This window comes from Gilliamella sp. ESL0232, from assembly GCF_013346885.1.
Taxonomy (GTDB): Bacteria; Pseudomonadota; Gammaproteobacteria; order Enterobacterales; family Orbaceae; genus Gilliamella; species Gilliamella bombi.
The window spans coordinates 81,455-98,887 of record NZ_JAAEDW010000010.1 but is presented as its reverse complement, the minus strand read 5'-3'; the positions used below and the strand labels follow the sequence as shown (position 1 = coordinate 98,887).

General features: G+C 37.6%; 11 protein-coding genes and 1 other RNA gene. 9 read left to right on the top strand and 3 right to left on the bottom strand.

What is annotated here, in order from left to right:
* Positions 1–66: 66 nt before the first annotated feature.
* The 8 genes from GYW75_RS10825 (at position 67) to GYW75_RS10790 (ending at position 10,084) form a co-directional block, all read left to right on the top strand.
* Complete coding sequence (locus GYW75_RS10825) at positions 67–2,520, top strand: DMSO/selenate family reductase complex A subunit (RefSeq protein WP_174799356.1); 2,454 nt, start codon at positions 67–69, stop codon at positions 2,518–2,520.
* Positions 2,521–2,541: 21 nt separating this feature from the next.
* A complete protein-coding gene (locus GYW75_RS10820; protein ID WP_174799355.1) occupies positions 2,542–3,156 on the top strand; it encodes a DMSO/selenate family reductase complex B subunit in 615 nt (204 codons plus the stop codon).
* Entirely contained in the window at positions 3,153–3,998 is an 846-nt protein-coding gene (locus tag GYW75_RS10815) for a dimethyl sulfoxide reductase anchor subunit family protein (protein WP_174799354.1), read from the top strand. The genes GYW75_RS10820 and GYW75_RS10815 overlap by 4 nt, the downstream gene beginning before the upstream one ends.
* 302 nt (positions 3,999–4,300) lie before the next feature.
* Complete coding sequence (gene rpsL, locus GYW75_RS10810) at positions 4,301–4,675, top strand: 30S ribosomal protein S12 (protein WP_034883792.1); 375 nt, start codon at positions 4,301–4,303, stop codon at positions 4,673–4,675.
* 99 nt (positions 4,676–4,774) lie between these two features.
* Positions 4,775–5,245 carry a 30S ribosomal protein S7 gene (gene rpsG, locus GYW75_RS10805; RefSeq protein WP_034915550.1) on the top strand — a complete coding sequence of 157 codons (471 nt, stop codon included), beginning with the start codon at positions 4,775–4,777 and terminating at the stop codon, positions 5,243–5,245.
* A 113-nt stretch (positions 5,246–5,358) separates the two neighbouring features.
* On the top strand, positions 5,359–7,461 hold the full coding sequence (gene fusA, locus GYW75_RS10800) for an elongation factor G (protein ID WP_065590403.1): 2,103 nt from the start codon (positions 5,359–5,361) through the stop codon (positions 7,459–7,461).
* Positions 7,462–7,529: 68 nt separating this feature from the next.
* Positions 7,530–8,714 carry an elongation factor Tu gene (gene tuf, locus GYW75_RS10795; RefSeq protein ID WP_065610821.1) on the top strand — a complete coding sequence of 395 codons (1,185 nt, stop codon included), beginning with the start codon at positions 7,530–7,532 and terminating at the stop codon, positions 8,712–8,714.
* A gap of 407 nt (positions 8,715–9,121) precedes the next feature.
* Positions 9,122–10,084 carry an aldo/keto reductase gene (locus GYW75_RS10790; RefSeq protein WP_174799353.1) on the top strand — a complete coding sequence of 321 codons (963 nt, stop codon included), beginning with the start codon at positions 9,122–9,124 and terminating at the stop codon, positions 10,082–10,084.
* A 547-nt stretch (positions 10,085–10,631) separates the two neighbouring features.
* Here GYW75_RS10790 and ssrA read toward each other — a convergent pair.
* Positions 10,632–10,996, bottom strand: a transfer-messenger RNA (tmRNA) gene (gene ssrA, locus GYW75_RS10785).
* A 287-nt stretch (positions 10,997–11,283) separates the two neighbouring features.
* The gene (locus tag GYW75_RS12830) at positions 11,284–11,457 is read right to left on the bottom strand and encodes an NAD(P)-dependent oxidoreductase (RefSeq protein ID WP_174799363.1); all 174 of its coding nucleotides are present in this window, start codon (positions 11,455–11,457) and stop codon (positions 11,284–11,286) included.
* A gap of 398 nt (positions 11,458–11,855) precedes the next feature.
* On the opposite strand from GYW75_RS12830, the gene GYW75_RS10775 reads away from it, so the two are divergent.
* Positions 11,856–12,941, top strand: coding sequence for a 3-deoxy-7-phosphoheptulonate synthase (locus tag GYW75_RS10775; protein WP_174799352.1), 1,086 nt, complete (start codon positions 11,856–11,858; stop codon positions 12,939–12,941).
* A gap of 55 nt (positions 12,942–12,996) precedes the next feature.
* On the opposite strand, the gene purL is transcribed toward GYW75_RS10775, so the two are convergent.
* The gene (gene purL, locus GYW75_RS10770) at positions 12,997–16,899 is read right to left on the bottom strand and encodes a phosphoribosylformylglycinamidine synthase (protein WP_174799351.1); all 3,903 of its coding nucleotides are present in this window, start codon (positions 16,897–16,899) and stop codon (positions 12,997–12,999) included.
* Positions 16,900–17,433 lie beyond the last annotated feature (534 nt).

Below are 17,433 nucleotides of genomic sequence, written 5' to 3'. Positions count from 1 at the left end.
TTTAGTTTGTTTATTTCTTTTTTAGTATTATTATCAACAAATCCCATATTTATATCAGGGAATAATGTGAGTAAACTACAGAATAAAATAACCCGACGTAATTTTTTACAAAAATCATTAACTATAGCAGGTGTATCTGTACTAACGAATAATATACAATTGCCTTTTGTCTATGCAGAGCCAAACACCAATGCTAGAAGTAAGATAATCCTTACTAATTCCACAGATGAAGAAAAGATTGTTTATAGTGCTTGTTTAGTAAACTGTGGTAGCCGTTGTCCTTTAAAAGTTCATGTCAAAAACGATATTATTACTAAAATATCATCAGAAGATGGGATTAATGATTCCGTTTTTGGCTTGCATCAAATTCGCCCTTGTCTTCGTGGTAGATCTGTTCGTTGGCGAACTTATGATCCTGAACGTTTAAAGTATCCTATGCTACGCATTGGTAAACGTGGTGAGGGTAAATTTAAACGTATTTCATGGGATCAAGCCATTAGTCTACTAGCCAATAAACTTAAATATACCATTAATCAGTATGGCAATGAGGCAATTTATTACCAATATGGTTCAGGTACAACAGGAGCTAATCTTTCTGGGCGTAATGCATGTAAGCGTTTTTTAAGTACAATTGGTGGTTTTTTAAATTATCATGGCGATTATTCGAGTGGGCAGATTTCAGCTATTCGCCCTTATATTTTTGGTAATGCTAAGGATTCTTTACTTGATCAGATAAAGCATTCTGATTTAGTTGTGATGTTTGGACATAACATTGCCGAGACCCGAATGTCGGGTGGAGGGCAAGTTACAGAGCTTTTTCATGCATTAGAACAAAGTAATGCCCGGGTGATTATAATTGATCCCCGTCGCAGCGAAAGTGTGGTGGCGTATAATGCTGAGTGGATCCCGATAATTCCCGGTACCGATGCTGCGTTAGTTGCTGCTATTGGCTATGCTTTACTTGAAGAAGATCGTATTGATGATGCAATGCTCAATCAATATTGTGTTGGTTGGAACACTGAGTCATTGCCTGACAGTGCACCGCCTTTTAGTGATTTTAAATCTTATATTCTCGGATTGAGTAACGATAGAACGCCTAAAACACCAGAATGGGCAGCTAAAAAGACAGGTATTCCTGCGGAACAAATTCGTAAGCTAGCACTGGATATTGTTAACGCTAAAGCTGCATGGATTTCTCAAGGTTATGGTGTACAGCGCTGGCAAAATGGCGAACATACCGCACGTGCGATTATGATGCTACCTATTATTACAGGACAATTTGGTAAACCTGGTACCAATATTGGGACGTGGGGTGGGAGTGTTATTTATCCTATACCTAGTTTTAACCTTCCAAATCCTGTTAAAACCAGTATTCCTTTCTTTCTATGGACGAAGGCAATTGAAGATGGGCCAAGTATGACAGCTAGAAATTCTTATCTCAAAGGTAAGGAGAAGTTGGATGTAGGTATTAAATTTATCTGGAATTATGCTGGTAATGTAATTGGCAATCAACATTCAGATCTAAATCTTACTCACCAAATTTTACAAGATGAATCTAAATGTGAATTTATTCTTGTTTGGGATACGCATATGACTGCATCAGCCAAATATGCTGATTTATTGCTGCCTGATGTTTCATCAGTTGAAAATAATGATTTGATTAATAACTCTTATTCATCTGGTGCGTATAGTTATTTAATTCGTATGCAACGTACAATTAATCCGCTTTGGGAAAACCGTGCAGCTTATGATGTATTAACCGATCTTTCTGAAAAGCTAGGCGTAAAAGATAAATTTACTGAAGGTCGTTCTCAAGATGAATGGATAGAATATTGTTATGAGCAATTGCGAAAAAATGAACCTAATTTACCTCCTTTTGCTGATACCGATGGTATGGGAGTAATTGAGCGTAGGCTTGCCGATAGTGATAAACAAATTGGTTTAAAAGCTTTTAGAGATGATCCTATTAAAAACCCATTAAACACGCCGTCGGGAAAAATAGAAATCTATTCAGAGGCATTAGCTAATATTGCCAACAAATGGGAGCTTGATGCCGAAGATGTTCTGTACCCAATTCCAGCATATTTGCCTGCTATCGAAGGGAGCGAAGATAAACCAAAACGTAAAAAATACCCGTTGCAACTTATTGGATTTCATACTAAAGGGCAATGCCATTCCTCTTATAGTAATTTACCGCAATTGCGTGAAGCTGTTGCTAACAGCCTTTGGATTAATCCATTCGATGCCGAGCAAAGGCAGATTAAGCATGGGCAATTGGTCGAGGTTTATAACGATCGTGGTCGTTTGTATATTCCTGCTAAAGTTACGCCACGTATATTACCAGGAGTGATTGCGATTCCGCAAGGAATGTGGGCAAAAACCAATTCTATAGGGATTGATATTGGCGGATGTATTAATCGGTTAACATCATTGCGCCCAACAGTACTTGCAAAATCGAATCCGCAGCATACCAATCTGGTTGAAGTTAAACCATTATCGGTTTCAGGATTAACGTCGTAAATTAAAGAGCGGATAATAAAAATGCAATATGGATTTTATATTGATTCTTCAAAATGTACCGGTTGCAAAACCTGCCAACTCAGTTGTAAAGACGAGAAAGACAATGCTTTAGGTGTTCATTTTCGCCGTGTTTATGAATATGGTGGAGGTACTTGGCAGTTGGTTGATGATATGTGGCAAAACGATACCTTTGCCTATTATTTATCTATCTCGTGTAATCATTGTGAAGAACCAACTTGTGTACAAGGTTGCCCAACAGGTGCGATGCATAAACGAAAGCAAGATGGTTTAGTGGTTGTTAATCAAGATGTTTGTATTGGTTGTCGATATTGCGAAATGCGTTGTCCTTATGGAGCACCGCAATTTGATCATCAAAAGAAAGTCATGTCAAAATGTGATGGCTGTTATGAACGTGTAGCCGAAGGTTTAAAACCAGTATGCGTTGAATCTTGCCCTCAGCGTGCGTTAGATTTTGACGAAATTGAAAAACTACGTCACTGTTATGGTGATGAATGCAATATTGCACCACTACCAAGTTCACAGCTGACTAAACCTAATATTGTGATAAAACCACATGCACATGCTAAAGCATCTGGTGATACCTTAGGTAAAGTACTTAATCCTGAGGAGGTATGAGTTATATGCATGAATTACCATTGGTATTTTTTACGGTACTCGGTCAATTATCTGCTGGGATGGTGCTGATTGGTGGCATATCATCTTTAAGCCATTATTCATACAGTTTAATTAAGATAAATAAAATGAATATGGCGGCTCTGATTGTAATGGCTGTTGCAATGCTTATTGCTTCGCTACATTTAGGTCATCCTTTTCGGGCTCTTAATGTTATTTGGGGTATTGGTCGTTCGCCGATGAGCAATGAAATTTTTTCCTTTGGTCTCTTGTTTGGAATAACATTAGTATGTGTATTACTAACTTATTTTTCTTATCATAATGATGGTAAAAAATGGCTATTGGTCAACTCACTTTGTCAACGCATATATCAAATCCCCAATTTTTCTAAAATATTATCTTTATTGTTGATCTTTTTTAGTTTAATTTTTGTTTGGATGATTGCTCTTACTTATATGCTACCAACGGTTAAAACCTGGAATACCTATTACACAGCCATTCAGATGTATACCTCTATGCTAGTGTTAGGAGGAATTGTTGCAATAGTTTTTGGGATATATCGAATTGGCATAATTTCTTTCTTTATTGGAGTAATATCGATTCTGTTATTAAAAATTCCTTATATTAATTTAATAACCTCAGTATCACCTGAACTTACCCCAAAACAATATATTTGGATGTTAATTCAATGCCTATTATTAGTACTCGCACTTGTTTTAGTTTTTGTAAATATTTATCGATCTAAGCAATCAACAATAATTTACTCTGTTGCTTTTATTATTGTTTTATTTGCCGAGTTATGTGGAAGAATTGCGTTTTATAATTTATGGACTATTCAAATGTAAAATTAATAACATTTTAATGTTTTTAATAACAATAAAAACATACTATACAATAGGGACTGTTGATTTTTTTAACAAAAAATAAACAGATATACTAGTGTCTTTCTATAAAAATAACGACTATCTTCTATAAATAATTAATACCAAGATCAAGCACTTATTGATAGCAAAAACTTGACATTATCTCCTCTGGGGTCTAGAATCTTGCGACCCAAAACTTATACACATAGGTTTTGGTCTACAGTTATTAATTACGTATCTAAAAAGCAATTTTAAATTTATTTTAATTAATCAGGAGCTTATTAATGGCAACAATTAATCAGCTGGTACGCAAACCAAGAGCACTAAAGGAAGCAAAAAGCAACGTTCCTGCCCTTGAAGCATGCCCGCAAAAACGCGGTGTTTGTACTCGTGTTTACACAACTACACCGAAAAAACCAAACTCAGCATTACGTAAAGTATGTCGTGTACGTTTAACCAACGGTTTTGAAGTTACTTCTTATATCGGTGGTGAAGGTCATAACCTACAAGAACATAGTGTAATTTTAATCCGTGGTGGTCGTGTTAAAGACTTACCAGGTGTTCGTTACCACACTGTTCGCGGTGCATTAGACTGCGCAGGTGTTAAAGATCGTAAACAAAGCCGTTCAAAATACGGTGTTAAACGACCTAAAGCTTAATGGAACTCCGTTAAGTAAGGCCAAACTATATAATTCCATTTAACTCATTTGAGTTTTGGGTAAACCTGAAAATTTATAACATATAAACGGAGTATTCCAATGCCACGTCGTCATGTTGTCGGTCAAAGAAAAATTCTTCCTGATCCGAAGTTCGGTTCAGAGTTACTGGCGAAATTTGTAAATATTTTAATGATAGATGGTAAAAAATCTATCGCAGAATCAATCGTATATTCAGCTCTTGATAAATTAGCTGAGCGTAGTGGAAAAGACCACTTAGCAGCTTTTGAAGTTGCATTAGATAACGTAAGACCAACTGTAGAAGTTAAGTCACGTCGCGTTGGTGGTTCTACATACCAAGTTCCTGTTGAAGTGCGTCCAGTTCGTCGTAATGCACTTGCAATGCGTTGGATTGTAGATGCTGCACGTAAACGTGGCGACAAATCAATGGCTTTACGCCTAGCGAATGAACTTATGGATGCTTTTGAAAACAAAGGTACCGCTGTGAAAAAACGCGAAGATGTTCATCGTATGGCTGAAGCTAATAGAGCGTTTGCACACTATCGTTGGTAATATTCGCACTTATAATTGTATAAGTGACTTGAATTTGGACTGATAGCCCTTATCTGCTATCGGTCACCAAAATGATGTTTTATTAAGCAAACGATTCTAAACAGAGGATTAATATGGCTCGTACAACCCCTATAGCACGCTACCGTAACATCGGTATCAGTGCACATATTGACGCAGGTAAAACAACAACGACTGAACGTATTTTGTTTTATACTGGCGTTAGTCACAAAATTGGTGAAGTTCATGATGGTGCAGCTACCATGGACTGGATGGAACAAGAACAAGAACGTGGTATTACTATCACATCTGCAGCAACAACAGCTTTCTGGTCTGGCATGGGTCAACAATTTGAACCACACCGTATCAACATCATCGACACCCCTGGACACGTTGACTTTACAATCGAAGTTGAACGTTCTATGCGTGTTCTTGATGGTGCAGTAATGGTTTACTGTGCGGTTGGTGGTGTGCAACCTCAATCAGAAACTGTATGGCGTCAAGCAAACAAATATAAAGTTCCACGTATTGCATTTGTCAACAAAATGGACCGTATGGGAGCTAACTTCTTACGTGTTGTTGATCAAATCAAAACTCGTTTAGCAGCGGTTCCAGTTCCTTTAGTTTTACCAATCGGTGCTGAAGAAGGATTTACTGGTGTTGTTGATTTACTTAAACGTAAAGCAATTAACTGGAATGATGCAGATCAAGGCGTAACATTTACTTATGAAGATGTGCCAGCTGACATGGTTGACCAGGTTGAAGAATGGCGTTCTTTCTTAATAGAAACTGCAGCTGAAGCAAGTGAAGAGTTGATGGAAAAATACCTTGGTGGTGAAGAGTTAACTGAGCAAGAAGTGAAAGCCGCATTGCGTGAGCGCGTACTTGCCAACGAAATCATCTTAGTAACTTGTGGTAGTGCCTTTAAAAACAAAGGTGTGCAATTCATGCTTGATGCTGTTATTGAATACTTACCAGCGCCAACTGATGTACCAGCAATCAAAGGTGAATTACCAAATGGTGAAGCTGCTGAACGTCACTCAAGTGATGATGAGCCATTCTCATCATTAGCGTTCAAAATTGCAACAGACCCATTTGTTGGTAACTTAACATTCTTCCGTGTTTACTCTGGTGTTGTTAACTCTGGTGATACTGTTCTTAACTCTGTGAAAGATAAGAAAGAACGTTTTGGTCGTATCGTTCAGATGCATGCTAACAAACGTGAAGAAATTAAAGAAGTTCGCGCAGGCGATATTGCTGCTGCAATTGGTCTTAAAGATGTCACAACTGGGGATACTCTTTGTGCTGAAAGTGCACCAATTATTCTTGAAAGAATGGAATTCCCTGAGCCGGTAATTTCGGTTGCTGTTGAACCAAAAACTAAAGCTGACCAAGAAAAAATGGGCCTTGCTTTAGGTCGACTAGCACAAGAAGACCCTTCATTCCGTGTTCACACTGATGAAGAATCTGGTCAAACTATTATTTCTGGTATGGGTGAACTTCACTTAGAAATCATCGTTGACCGTATGAAACGTGAATTTAAAGTGGAAGCAAATGTTGGTAAACCACAAGTTGCTTACCGTGAGACAATTCGCAATGAAGTAGAACAAGAAGGTAAATTTGTTCGTCAGTCTGGTGGTCGTGGTCAATACGGTCATGTATGGTTAAAAATCAAACCATTGGAAGCTGGTGGCGAAGGCTACAAATTCAACAACGAAATCGTTGGTGGTGTGGTTCCTAAAGAATACATCCCTGCGGTTGATAAAGGCTGTCAAGAACAAATGAAAAACGGTGTTCTTGCTGGTTACCCAATTGTTGATGTTGAAGTCACTATCTTTGATGGTTCTTACCATGATGTTGACTCATCAGAAATGGCATTTAAAATTGCTGGTTCAATGGCATTTAAAGATGGCTTCATGAAAGCTAAACCTGTGCTTTTAGAACCAATTATGAAAGTCGAAGTTGAAACTCCAGAAGATTATATGGGTGATGTTATCGGTGACTTAAACCGTCGTCGTGGTATGATCGAAGGAATGGAAGATACTGCAACAGGTAAAACTGTTAAAGCACAAGTTCCACTTTCAGAAATGTTTGGTTATGCAACAGACCTTCGTTCACAAACTCAAGGTCGTGCTTCTTACTCAATGGAGTTCTTGAAGTACAATGAAGCACCAACAAATATTGCAACCGCAATTATTGAAGCTCGTAAAGCGAAATAATTTTATCTAAATAAAGTAACACTTCCCTTAATCACTTAAGGGAAGTGATTTAATAAAGGAACATTAAGATGTCTAAAGAAAAATTTGAACGTACAAAACCCCATCTAAACGTTGGTACAATCGGCCACGTTGACCACGGTAAAACAACTTTAACTGCTGCAATTACTTCTGTACTTGCTAAAAAATACGGCGGTCAAGCTCGTGCATTCGATCAAATCGATAACGCACCAGAAGAAAAAGCACGTGGTATCACCATCAACACTTCACACGTTGAATACGATACACCAACTCGTCACTACGCACACGTAGACTGCCCAGGCCATGCTGACTATGTTAAAAACATGATCACTGGTGCGGCACAAATGGACGGTGCTATCTTAGTAGTAGCAGCAACAGATGGTCCTATGCCACAAACTCGTGAACACATCCTTTTAGGTCGTCAAGTAGGTGTTCCTTACATCATCGTATTCTTAAATAAATGTGATATGGTTGATGACGAAGAATTATTAGAATTAGTTGAAATGGAAGTACGTGAACTTCTATCTCAATATGATTTCCCAGGTGATGATACTCCAGTAATTCGTGGTTCTGCGCTTAAAGCGTTAGAAGGCGATGCAGCATGGGAAGACAAAATTGTTGAATTAGCAGAAGCATTAGATAGCTACATTCCAGAGCCAGAGCGTGATATCGACAAACCATTCCTATTACCAATTGAAGACGTATTCTCAATTTCAGGACGTGGTACAGTAGTAACTGGTCGTGTTGAACGCGGTGTAATCAAAGTTGGTGAAGAAGTTGAAATTGTTGGTATCAAGCCAACCACTAAAACAACTTGTACTGGTGTTGAAATGTTCCGTAAATTGCTAGACGAAGGTCGTGCAGGTGAAAACGTTGGTGTATTACTACGTGGTACAAAACGTGAAGAAATCGAACGTGGTCAAGTACTTGCAAAACCAGGTTCAATCACTCCACATACTGATTTTGAATCAGAAGTGTATATTTTAAGCAAAGATGAAGGTGGTCGTCACACTCCATTCTTCAAAGGTTACCGTCCACAGTTCTACTTCCGTACAACTGACGTAACTGGTACTATCGAATTACCAGAAGGTGTAGAGATGGTAATGCCTGGAGATAACATCAAAATGACAGTATCATTAATTCACCCAATCGCAATGGCAGACGGCTTACGTTTTGCGATTCGTGAAGGTGGTCGTACTGTTGGTGCGGGTGTTGTTGCTAAAGTTATTAAGTAATCAAACTTACCGTAATAAAGAGCAACTATTGATGCTCTTTATAATCAGTAAAAAAGGTGCATTTAGGTGTGCCTTTTTTATTTTTTAATCAATAATTTCATATATACTTAAAGTTAACTAACCGCAGTAACCTTATATTTTCTACAGCATTATAAAACGTCAAGCCTCGAACATATTTCCGTTAAAAGAAAGCCTTTAGCCAATTATTCTAAATGTCTATTAATACTTTTACTATTAACAGTTATACATAAGGTTGTTATTAGTGAATTTAATTCATGATACTATCAATTAGAAACTTATTTATTTCAATAAATATAAGGGTTAGAATAATTTATCGAAAATATATTATTCGCTTATTGTTAGAAGGATAAAGTTTATTCAAATTAATTTTTACAAGGGAGGATTTTATGGAATATTTACAACTTGGCAACTCTGAGATTAAAGTGTCTCATCTTTGTTTAGGATGTATGAGTTTTGGTGATCCTGCCAGTAAAATGCATGCATGGACACTTAATCCCGATCAAAGCGAAACAATTATTAAACATGCACTAGATTTAGGAATTAATTTTATTGACACTGCCAACACTTATTCTGCCGGTACAAGCGAAGAATATTTAGGACGGGCAATCAAAAAAAATATCGCTCGCGACAAAGTCATATTGGCAACAAAAGTCTATTTTAACGAAGGACACCTATCAAAAACCGCAATTGAAAGGGAAATAGACGGATCGCTTAAACGACTTGGCACTGACTATGTTGATTTATACATCATTCATCGCTTTGACGATACAACACCAATGGAAGAAACAATGCAAGCTTTACACAATCTTGTCAAGGCAGGAAAAGTCAGAGCTTTAGGAGCTTCGGCTATGTATGGATACCAATTTTATAACATGCAACTTGTGGCAAAGCAAAATGGTTGGACACCTTTTATTTCTATGCAAAATCACTACAATTTACTATATCGTGAAAACGAACGTGAGCTTATTCCTATCTGCCAACAATTTAATGTCTCTTTAACACCCTATAGCCCTTTAGCCGCAGGCAGACTTGCTCGTTTAGAGTGGCAAGCCGACACCTTACGCAGCCAAACCGACCAAGTCGCCAAGTCTAAATATGACAGCACGCAAAAAGCCGATACCAGCATTGTACAAAAGGTTAATGAACTTGCCGAAAAATATGGGGTAACCATGACACAAATAGCACTAGCGTGGCAATTTGCTAAAGGAGTGACAGCACCAATTATTGGAGCGACTAAAACTAAATATCTTGATGATGCAGTTGGAGCTATTAAGGTTTTGTTATCGGAAGATGATATTGCTTATTTAGAAGAGCCGTATATACCGCATCGTATTGTTGGGGCGATTTGATTTGTGAAATAAGATGATTACGAAGAAGTTAGCAAACTTTTTAGCCATTTGATGAAATAAATAGCAGTATGATTTGGGAGGGAATTTGTGCCTCCCTAATGTAGTAGTTAAGTTTTCTGACACAGCTAATTAGTTTTATTCCAACAATAAAAGAGGATATACCCATTCTCTTTTTAACGTATCAAGCAAGCATTTAAAAATAACCCCAATCAAAGCCCAAAAAATAACATAGATAGCCATTGTTTAGAATTCGTCTTGTTTTTTGATAAACCCGTACTTTGTTATTTCTGACTGGCAGAGTAAAAGTAACCTTTTTTAGAATTTAGATCCTCTTTTTAAGTAATTCAGTCTTTTTTTCATTTTTTTATTTTGATGATCTTGACAAAACCCACAAATAAGTTTGTGTATTTGCCTATTTTGAACAACTCTAATGAGTAAAAATAAGGTACATATAAAATAGACAAACAAAAATTGAGACAAATGGAAGCACAGTTAGCCAAAAGCATAAAAATATTATAAAAGAATTGAATTATAATAAACAATATAGTGGTGGAGCTGGCGGGAGTTGAACCCGCGTCCGAAATCTCTACATCCTCGGTACTACATGCGTAGTTTGTTTTTGAATTTCATCTACCCGCTGCGAACAAACACGCTACTGATAGACTAGCTTGATTAGGTTTAATGCTTCCACCCCAAGCAAGGCTTCCACACGATCTCGTTTGGGTTTGACTCCTCTTTATCCCCGTCCTACGAGCGGAGGCTAGGGAGAGAAGGCTCTATACAGGTTATTAAGCTGCTAGTGCGTAGTTTTCGTCGTTTGCGACTATTTTTTTGCGGTTTATTTACGAGGCCTACCGCACCTCGGCATGCACCTTGGGTTTCGCAAATCCCGTCGAATCCAGAATCAGCCCCAATTGTGAATTGTAACTAAAAACAATATTAGGGCATTATAGGTGAATTTAAAATGGAATACAAGTTAGTCAGCTTCAAGGTTGGTCTAGCTATCAGCAAATTTTTCATCTTTTAATGCTGCACATTATCAACAGCATATTTTTGCCTTCACATATCGCATTTCAGCCGTTGTAGAGCCGACTTGAGGTGATAATAAAACATTTTAAATGTTTGTCGTAAAAGGAGAATTGATAGGTAGTAGCTCAACTTCAAACGCATCAAGTCCTGTGGCTTTGCTCGTTTTATTTTTAGTACTTCAAGCGGTGCTTGTTGATCAACAATTTTTCACAGGCATCATTAATAAGTATTGCCGAAGGCTTCATTAAAGCTAATTTTTCTTTTGTGAATAGTTGAATAGTTTTTTTGGTTAATGGGAGAATGGTAACAACAAAATTGGCTTGTTCTAATACATCGCCTAAAATATATAATCATGCGGCTAAGTTAGCTGGTAAAGTAGCAGAACATAAATATTTTTCAGCTATGTCACTTAATATCAAAGTAATCATTAAATATTCCAATAAATATACATAGCCCAAATAACGCCTTATCATCAGCAGAATATTATGCGTTGACAACATAAAATAGCCATCAAAAAACAACCATAAAATGTAAATATTTTATTACAACATTTATTTGAATTGTTATCACACTTACTTTTTAAACCAAATTCATAATTAACTAACAATGATAAAAAAATTATAATTGAATAAATAATAAAAATTTCATTTACTATTGTGTAATTTTGTGTTTACATAATAACCGAACATGTAATTATTATTTTACATTTAAAAATATAAATGATTTTAACAAGGAAAATAAAATGTTAAAAGATGCTTTAAATAATGTTCGAATCCGAGACGAACATATGTTAATCACACCAGAAGAAATCAAACAGCTTTACCCTCTTTCTCATGATTTAGAAAACCAAATTGCCTTATCACGCCAAACTGTTGTGGATATTTTAGAGCGACGTGATCACCGCTTGCTTATTGTATGTGGTCCTTGCTCTATTCATGATCCTGTTGCAGCAATTGAGTATGCGCATAAATTAAAAAGACTATCGGACGAAGTTAAGGATCACTTATTTATTGTCATGCGTGTTTATTTTGAAAAACCAAGAACCACTGTTGGTTGGAAAGGTATGATTAACGATCCTCACATGGATAGCTCATTTGATATTGAGCATGGACTAAAAAAAGCCCGTAAATTACTGCTTGATATTACTCAAATTGGCTTGCCTATTGCAACTGAAGCACTAGATCCCAACACACCACAGTACATTGGCGATTTAATTAGTTGGTCTGCAATCGGGGCAAGAACTACTGAATCACAAACGCATCGAGAAATGGCATCTGGCCTATCAATGCCTGTTGGTTTTAAAAATGGAACTGATGGCAGTTTAGATGTTGCAATTAATGCCATGAAATCAGCCTCTATGCCTCATCGTTTTGTAGGAATTAACCAAAAAGGACAAGTAACGGTTTTACAAACGACAGGCAATCCACACGGCCATGTTATTTTGCGTGGCGGTAAAACACCAAATTATGATGCTGAAAATGTCGCATTGTGCGAAACACAAATGAAAAAGGCAGGATTGTTACCTAACTTAATGGTTGACTGTAGCCATGCAAATTCAAATAAAGATTATCGAAATCAACCTATTGTTGCTAATTCCATTATCGAGCAAATAGAAAAAGGCAATAATTCGATTATTGGTGTAATGATTGAAAGTAACTTATTTGAAGGAAATCAGCCTTCCGAGCAACCACCAGAAAACTTTAAATATGGCGTATCTGTGACTGACGCATGTATTAACTGGGAAGAAACAGACGCACTATTACGAAAAATGGATCACATTTTAGCGCAGCCACTTATCGAAAGACAAAAGCACTCAGTTACTACTTAAACTACTCAATAAATAAACATATCGCCGACACCATTATCGGCGATCTTTGTTTTATTTAACCTAATTGCTTACGAGCATTACGGAATATTCTCATCCAAGGGCTATCTTCACCCCAGTTATCAGGATGCCATGAATTAGTTACCGTTCTAAATACCCGTTCTGGATGTGGCATCATAATAGTTGCCCGTCCATCTTGAGATGTCACTGCAGTAATACCGTTTGGCGAACCATTTGGATTAGCAGGGTATTGCTGCGTTACTTTGCCAAAATGGTCAATATAACGTACGGCAATTAATCCTGATGCTTCTAAACGGCTTAAATGAACATCATCACCCACTTCAACACGTCCTTCCCCGTGTGAAACAGCAATTGGCATATGCGAACCAGCCATATCAGTAAATAGCAACGACGGGCTTGATTGAATTTGCACTAAACTAAAACGAGCTTCAAAACGTTCTGACAAATTACGAACAAAACGAGGCCACAAACCCGCTCCCGGAATTAGATCCTTAAGATTCGACATCATCTGACAACCGTTACAAACCCCTAACGATAAAGTATCTTTGCGATGGAAGAATTGTTCAAATTCATCACGCACTTTTTCATTAAATAAAATAGATTTAGCCCAACCTTCACCTGCTCCTAAAACATCACCATAAGAGAAGCCACCACAAGCAACCAGTGTACTAAATTGACTAAGTGTAATTCGACCAGAAAGTAAATCTGTCATATGAACATCGATTGCCTCAAAGCCAGCTCTATCAAATGCTGCCGCCATTTCAACGTGTGAATTAACGCCTTGCTCACGTAAAACAGCGACTTTTGGTCTTGTTCCTTTAGCAATATAAGGTGCTGCAATATCGGCTTGCAGATCAAAAGTTAGGTGCACATTTAATCCTGGATCATCTTCATTTTGTTTAGCTTGATGTTCTTGATCTGCACATTGAGGATTATCACGTAAACGTTGCATTTGCCATGTCGTTTGCGCCCACCATGTTCTCAAGGTTAAGCGTGATTCACTGTATACCGTAGCCGAGTTATCACGTACAATAATTTGTTGACCAGTTTTAGCACTACCAAGAACATGAACTGCATGAGATAAGCCAAACTGCTTAAAGCAAGCCATCACATCATCTAAACGATTATTAGATACTTGAATAACCGCACCTAATTCTTCATTAAATAACGAAGCAATCACATCATGGCCTAACGAGGCAATATCTACATCAACACCACAATGTCCAGCAAAAGCCATTTCAGCCAATGTCACAAACAGTCCACCATCAGAACGATCATGATAAGCAAGCAAAGCATTTTGGCTTACTAAAGCCTGAATCGCATTATAAAAAGCAAGCAGCTCTTTAGGATCATGGACATCCGCTGTTTTTTGCCCTAAATGACGATACACTTGGGCTAGTGCGGTGGCACCTAGTGCTTGATGGCCTTTCGATAAATCAACCAACAATAATGTATTATCCTGATCAGTACGCAATTGTGGTGTCACTGTTTTACGCACATCTTCAACACGGGCAAATGCTGAAATCACCAATGATAATGGTGAAGTCATGGTTTGTTGCTCACCATCTTGTTGCCATGTCGTTTTCATGGACATCGAATCTTTACCAACAGGAATCGCAAGCCCTAAAGCTGGGCATAGCTCTTCACCAATAGCTTTAACAGCCTCATAAAGCCCAGCATCTTCGCCCGGATGTCCTGCCGCCGCCATCCAGTTAGCTGAAAGCTTAATCCGTTTGATATTACCAATATTGGTTGCGGCAATATTAGTAATTGCCTCGCCAACTGCAAGCCTTGCTGATGCAGCAAAATTAAGTAACGCAACTGGCGCACGCTCACCGATTGACATAGCCTCACCATAATAACTATCCAAACTTGCAGTAGTCACAGCACAATCAGCAACCGGTACTTGCCAAGGTCCGACCATTTGATCACGAGCAACCATACCCGTCACTGAACGATCGCCAATGGTAATTAAAAAGGTCTTTTCGGCAACGGTTGGCAAATGTAGAACACGTTTGACCGCATCATATAAATTAATTTCAGACGTTGAAAAATTATCACCATGTGCTTGATAAGTTTTAACATCACGTTGCATTTTAGGCGTTTTACCAAGTAGCACATCTAATGGCAAATCGATAGGATGATTATTAAAATGCTCATCATGCAAGGTAACCGCCTTATTGACGGTCGCCTCACCAATCACCGCATAAGGTGCACGCTCACGCTGACAAAGTTCAGCAAATAATGCCAATTTATCGGGATGAATCGCAAGCACATAACGCTCTTGCGATTCATTACACCAAACTTCTAGTGGTGACATACCTGGTTCATCGTTAAGTATTTTACGAAGCTCAAACTGACCGCCACACCCACCATCGCTAACAAGTTCAGGCATTGCATTAGACAAACCTCCAGCACCAACATCATGAATAAATAAGATAGGATTATCTTCACCAAGTTGCCAACAGCGATCGATAACTTCCTGACAACGGCGCTCCATTTCAGGATTATCACGCTGAACAGAAGCAAAATCCAAATCAGCATCAGACTGACCCGACGCCATAGACGAAGCCGCCCCACCACCTAAGCCAATATTCATAGCAGGGCCACCTAACACAATCAGTTTAGAGCCCGCTGGAAACTCACCTTTTTGGATATGTTCACGGCGAATATTACCCATACCACCAGCTAACATAATCGGTTTATGATAACCTCGAAGCTCCTCGCCATTATGGCTGTTAACCTTTTCTTCATAAGTACGGAAATACCCTAACAAAGCCGGACGACCAAATTCATTATTAAACGCCGCACCACCTAAAGGGCCATCCATCATAATATCAAAGGCGCTCACAATGCGATCAGGCTTACCAAAATTTTGCTCCCAAGGTTGTTCAAAATTAGGAATACGTAAATTAGAAACTGAAAACCCTACTAAACCGGCTTTAGGTTTAGCACCTCGACCAGTTGCCCCTTCATCACGAATCTCACCTCCACTGCCCGTTGCCGCACCCGGCCAAGGTGATATAGCTGTTGGATGATTATGTGTTTCAACTTTCATTAAAATATCTGCATATTCTTGATGATAGCAGTAGGTTTTATTCTCATTATCCGCAAAAAAGCGCCCAACGATTGAACCATCCATCACTGCGGCATTATCTTTATAAGCGGACGAAACATAATCAGGAGTGTGTTCAAAAGTATTTTTGATCATCTTAAACAGTGATTTAGGCTGCTTTACCCCATCAATAACCCAATCGGCATTAAAAATCTTGTGACGACAATGCTCAGAATTGGCTTGTGCAAACATATAAAGCTCAATATCAGTAGGATTACGATTTAGTTTTTTAAAGTTCTCAACTAAATAATCAATCTCATCAGATGCTAACGCCAAACCTAATTTAAGATTAGCCTCATCTAATGCCGCACGCCCCTGACCTAATAAATCAATGGTTGTAACTGGTGCAGGTGATTCAACATGAAATAACTGCTCGGCTTGATCAACATGGCTAAAGACCGCTTCCATCATGCGATCATGAATTAATGCTATAAAATCGTTTTTTTGCCAATCGGTTAATTCTGAACTTACTTGCACATAATAAGCAATCCCCCTCTCGATACGGCGAATCTGTGATAAACCGCAATTATGTACAATATCAGTTGCTTTTGATGACCAAGGCGAAATCGTTCCCACTCTTGGCGCCACTAAAAAGAGTTGCTTACTAGCCGTTTGTTTAACATTGATTTGTGCATTTTTTGGACCGTATTGTAATAATTTATCTAACGTTAACTGTTGTTCAGCCGTCAACTCGCCAACCAAATCAACAAAATGCAGATATTGGGCTTCAATATCGATAACAGGAATAGATTTTTCACAACAAGTAGATAATATTTTATTAATACGAAATGCAGATAAGGCCGAGCAACCAGCTAAAATTTTCATGAAAATTACTCTTTTTAAGCTAAAAATAGAGAAGAAATAAGACAATATTATAAAAGAAAGCGCACGATGTGGCTATATTAAATACAGTTAATCAAGAGATAGATAAAAAGTCTGTTTTTCAACCAAAAGAAATAACTAAAAAAGAAAAACAAAATCAATATGATAGAAAATTATTTTTTACCAAGAATTGGATCTATTTTGGTAAGTGAAATAAATTAAGTGTAAGGATTAGGATATTTTGATACAGGAATAAGATAGGTATATTGACCTTGCTGTGTTATGGAAAAGCTTTTTACTCTAAAATCATTCAGGTAGAGCATTGATTTTATTAAATTTTTATTTAAGCGTTTTTAGTGAAATCAAGCATTTATAAGATATTTAGTACTAAAGCTTTTATATTTCATTTAACTGTTAAATTTTAGCAAAGAAATTTCAATTAACTAAAATTTTAAATAAAAAAACAAATTATTATCAAGTTACTCTAATGATAGTTTATTCAAACATATTGATTTATTGATTAATTACTGATTTACT

What these genes read in the sequence shown, in the direction of transcription:
- rpsG (WP_034915550.1), top strand. Translation starts at nt 4,775, where the DNA reads ATGCCACGTCGTCATGTTGTCGGTCAAAGAAAAATTCTTCCTGATCCG.
- GYW75_RS10815 (WP_174799354.1), top strand. Translation starts at nt 3,153, where the DNA reads ATGAGTTATATGCATGAATTACCATTGGTATTTTTTACGGTACTCGGT.
- fusA (WP_065590403.1), top strand. Translation starts at nt 5,359, where the DNA reads ATGGCTCGTACAACCCCTATAGCACGCTACCGTAACATCGGTATCAGT.
- GYW75_RS10790 (WP_174799353.1), top strand. Translation starts at nt 9,122, where the DNA reads ATGGAATATTTACAACTTGGCAACTCTGAGATTAAAGTGTCTCATCTT.
- purL (WP_174799351.1), bottom strand. Translation starts at nt 16,899, where the DNA reads ATGAAAATTTTAGCTGGTTGCTCGGCCTTATCTGCATTTCGTATTAAT.
- GYW75_RS10775 (WP_174799352.1), top strand. Translation starts at nt 11,856, where the DNA reads ATGTTAAAAGATGCTTTAAATAATGTTCGAATCCGAGACGAACATATG.
- GYW75_RS10820 (WP_174799355.1), top strand. Translation starts at nt 2,542, where the DNA reads ATGCAATATGGATTTTATATTGATTCTTCAAAATGTACCGGTTGCAAA.
- rpsL (WP_034883792.1), top strand. Translation starts at nt 4,301, where the DNA reads ATGGCAACAATTAATCAGCTGGTACGCAAACCAAGAGCACTAAAGGAA.
- tuf (WP_065610821.1), top strand. Translation starts at nt 7,530, where the DNA reads ATGTCTAAAGAAAAATTTGAACGTACAAAACCCCATCTAAACGTTGGT.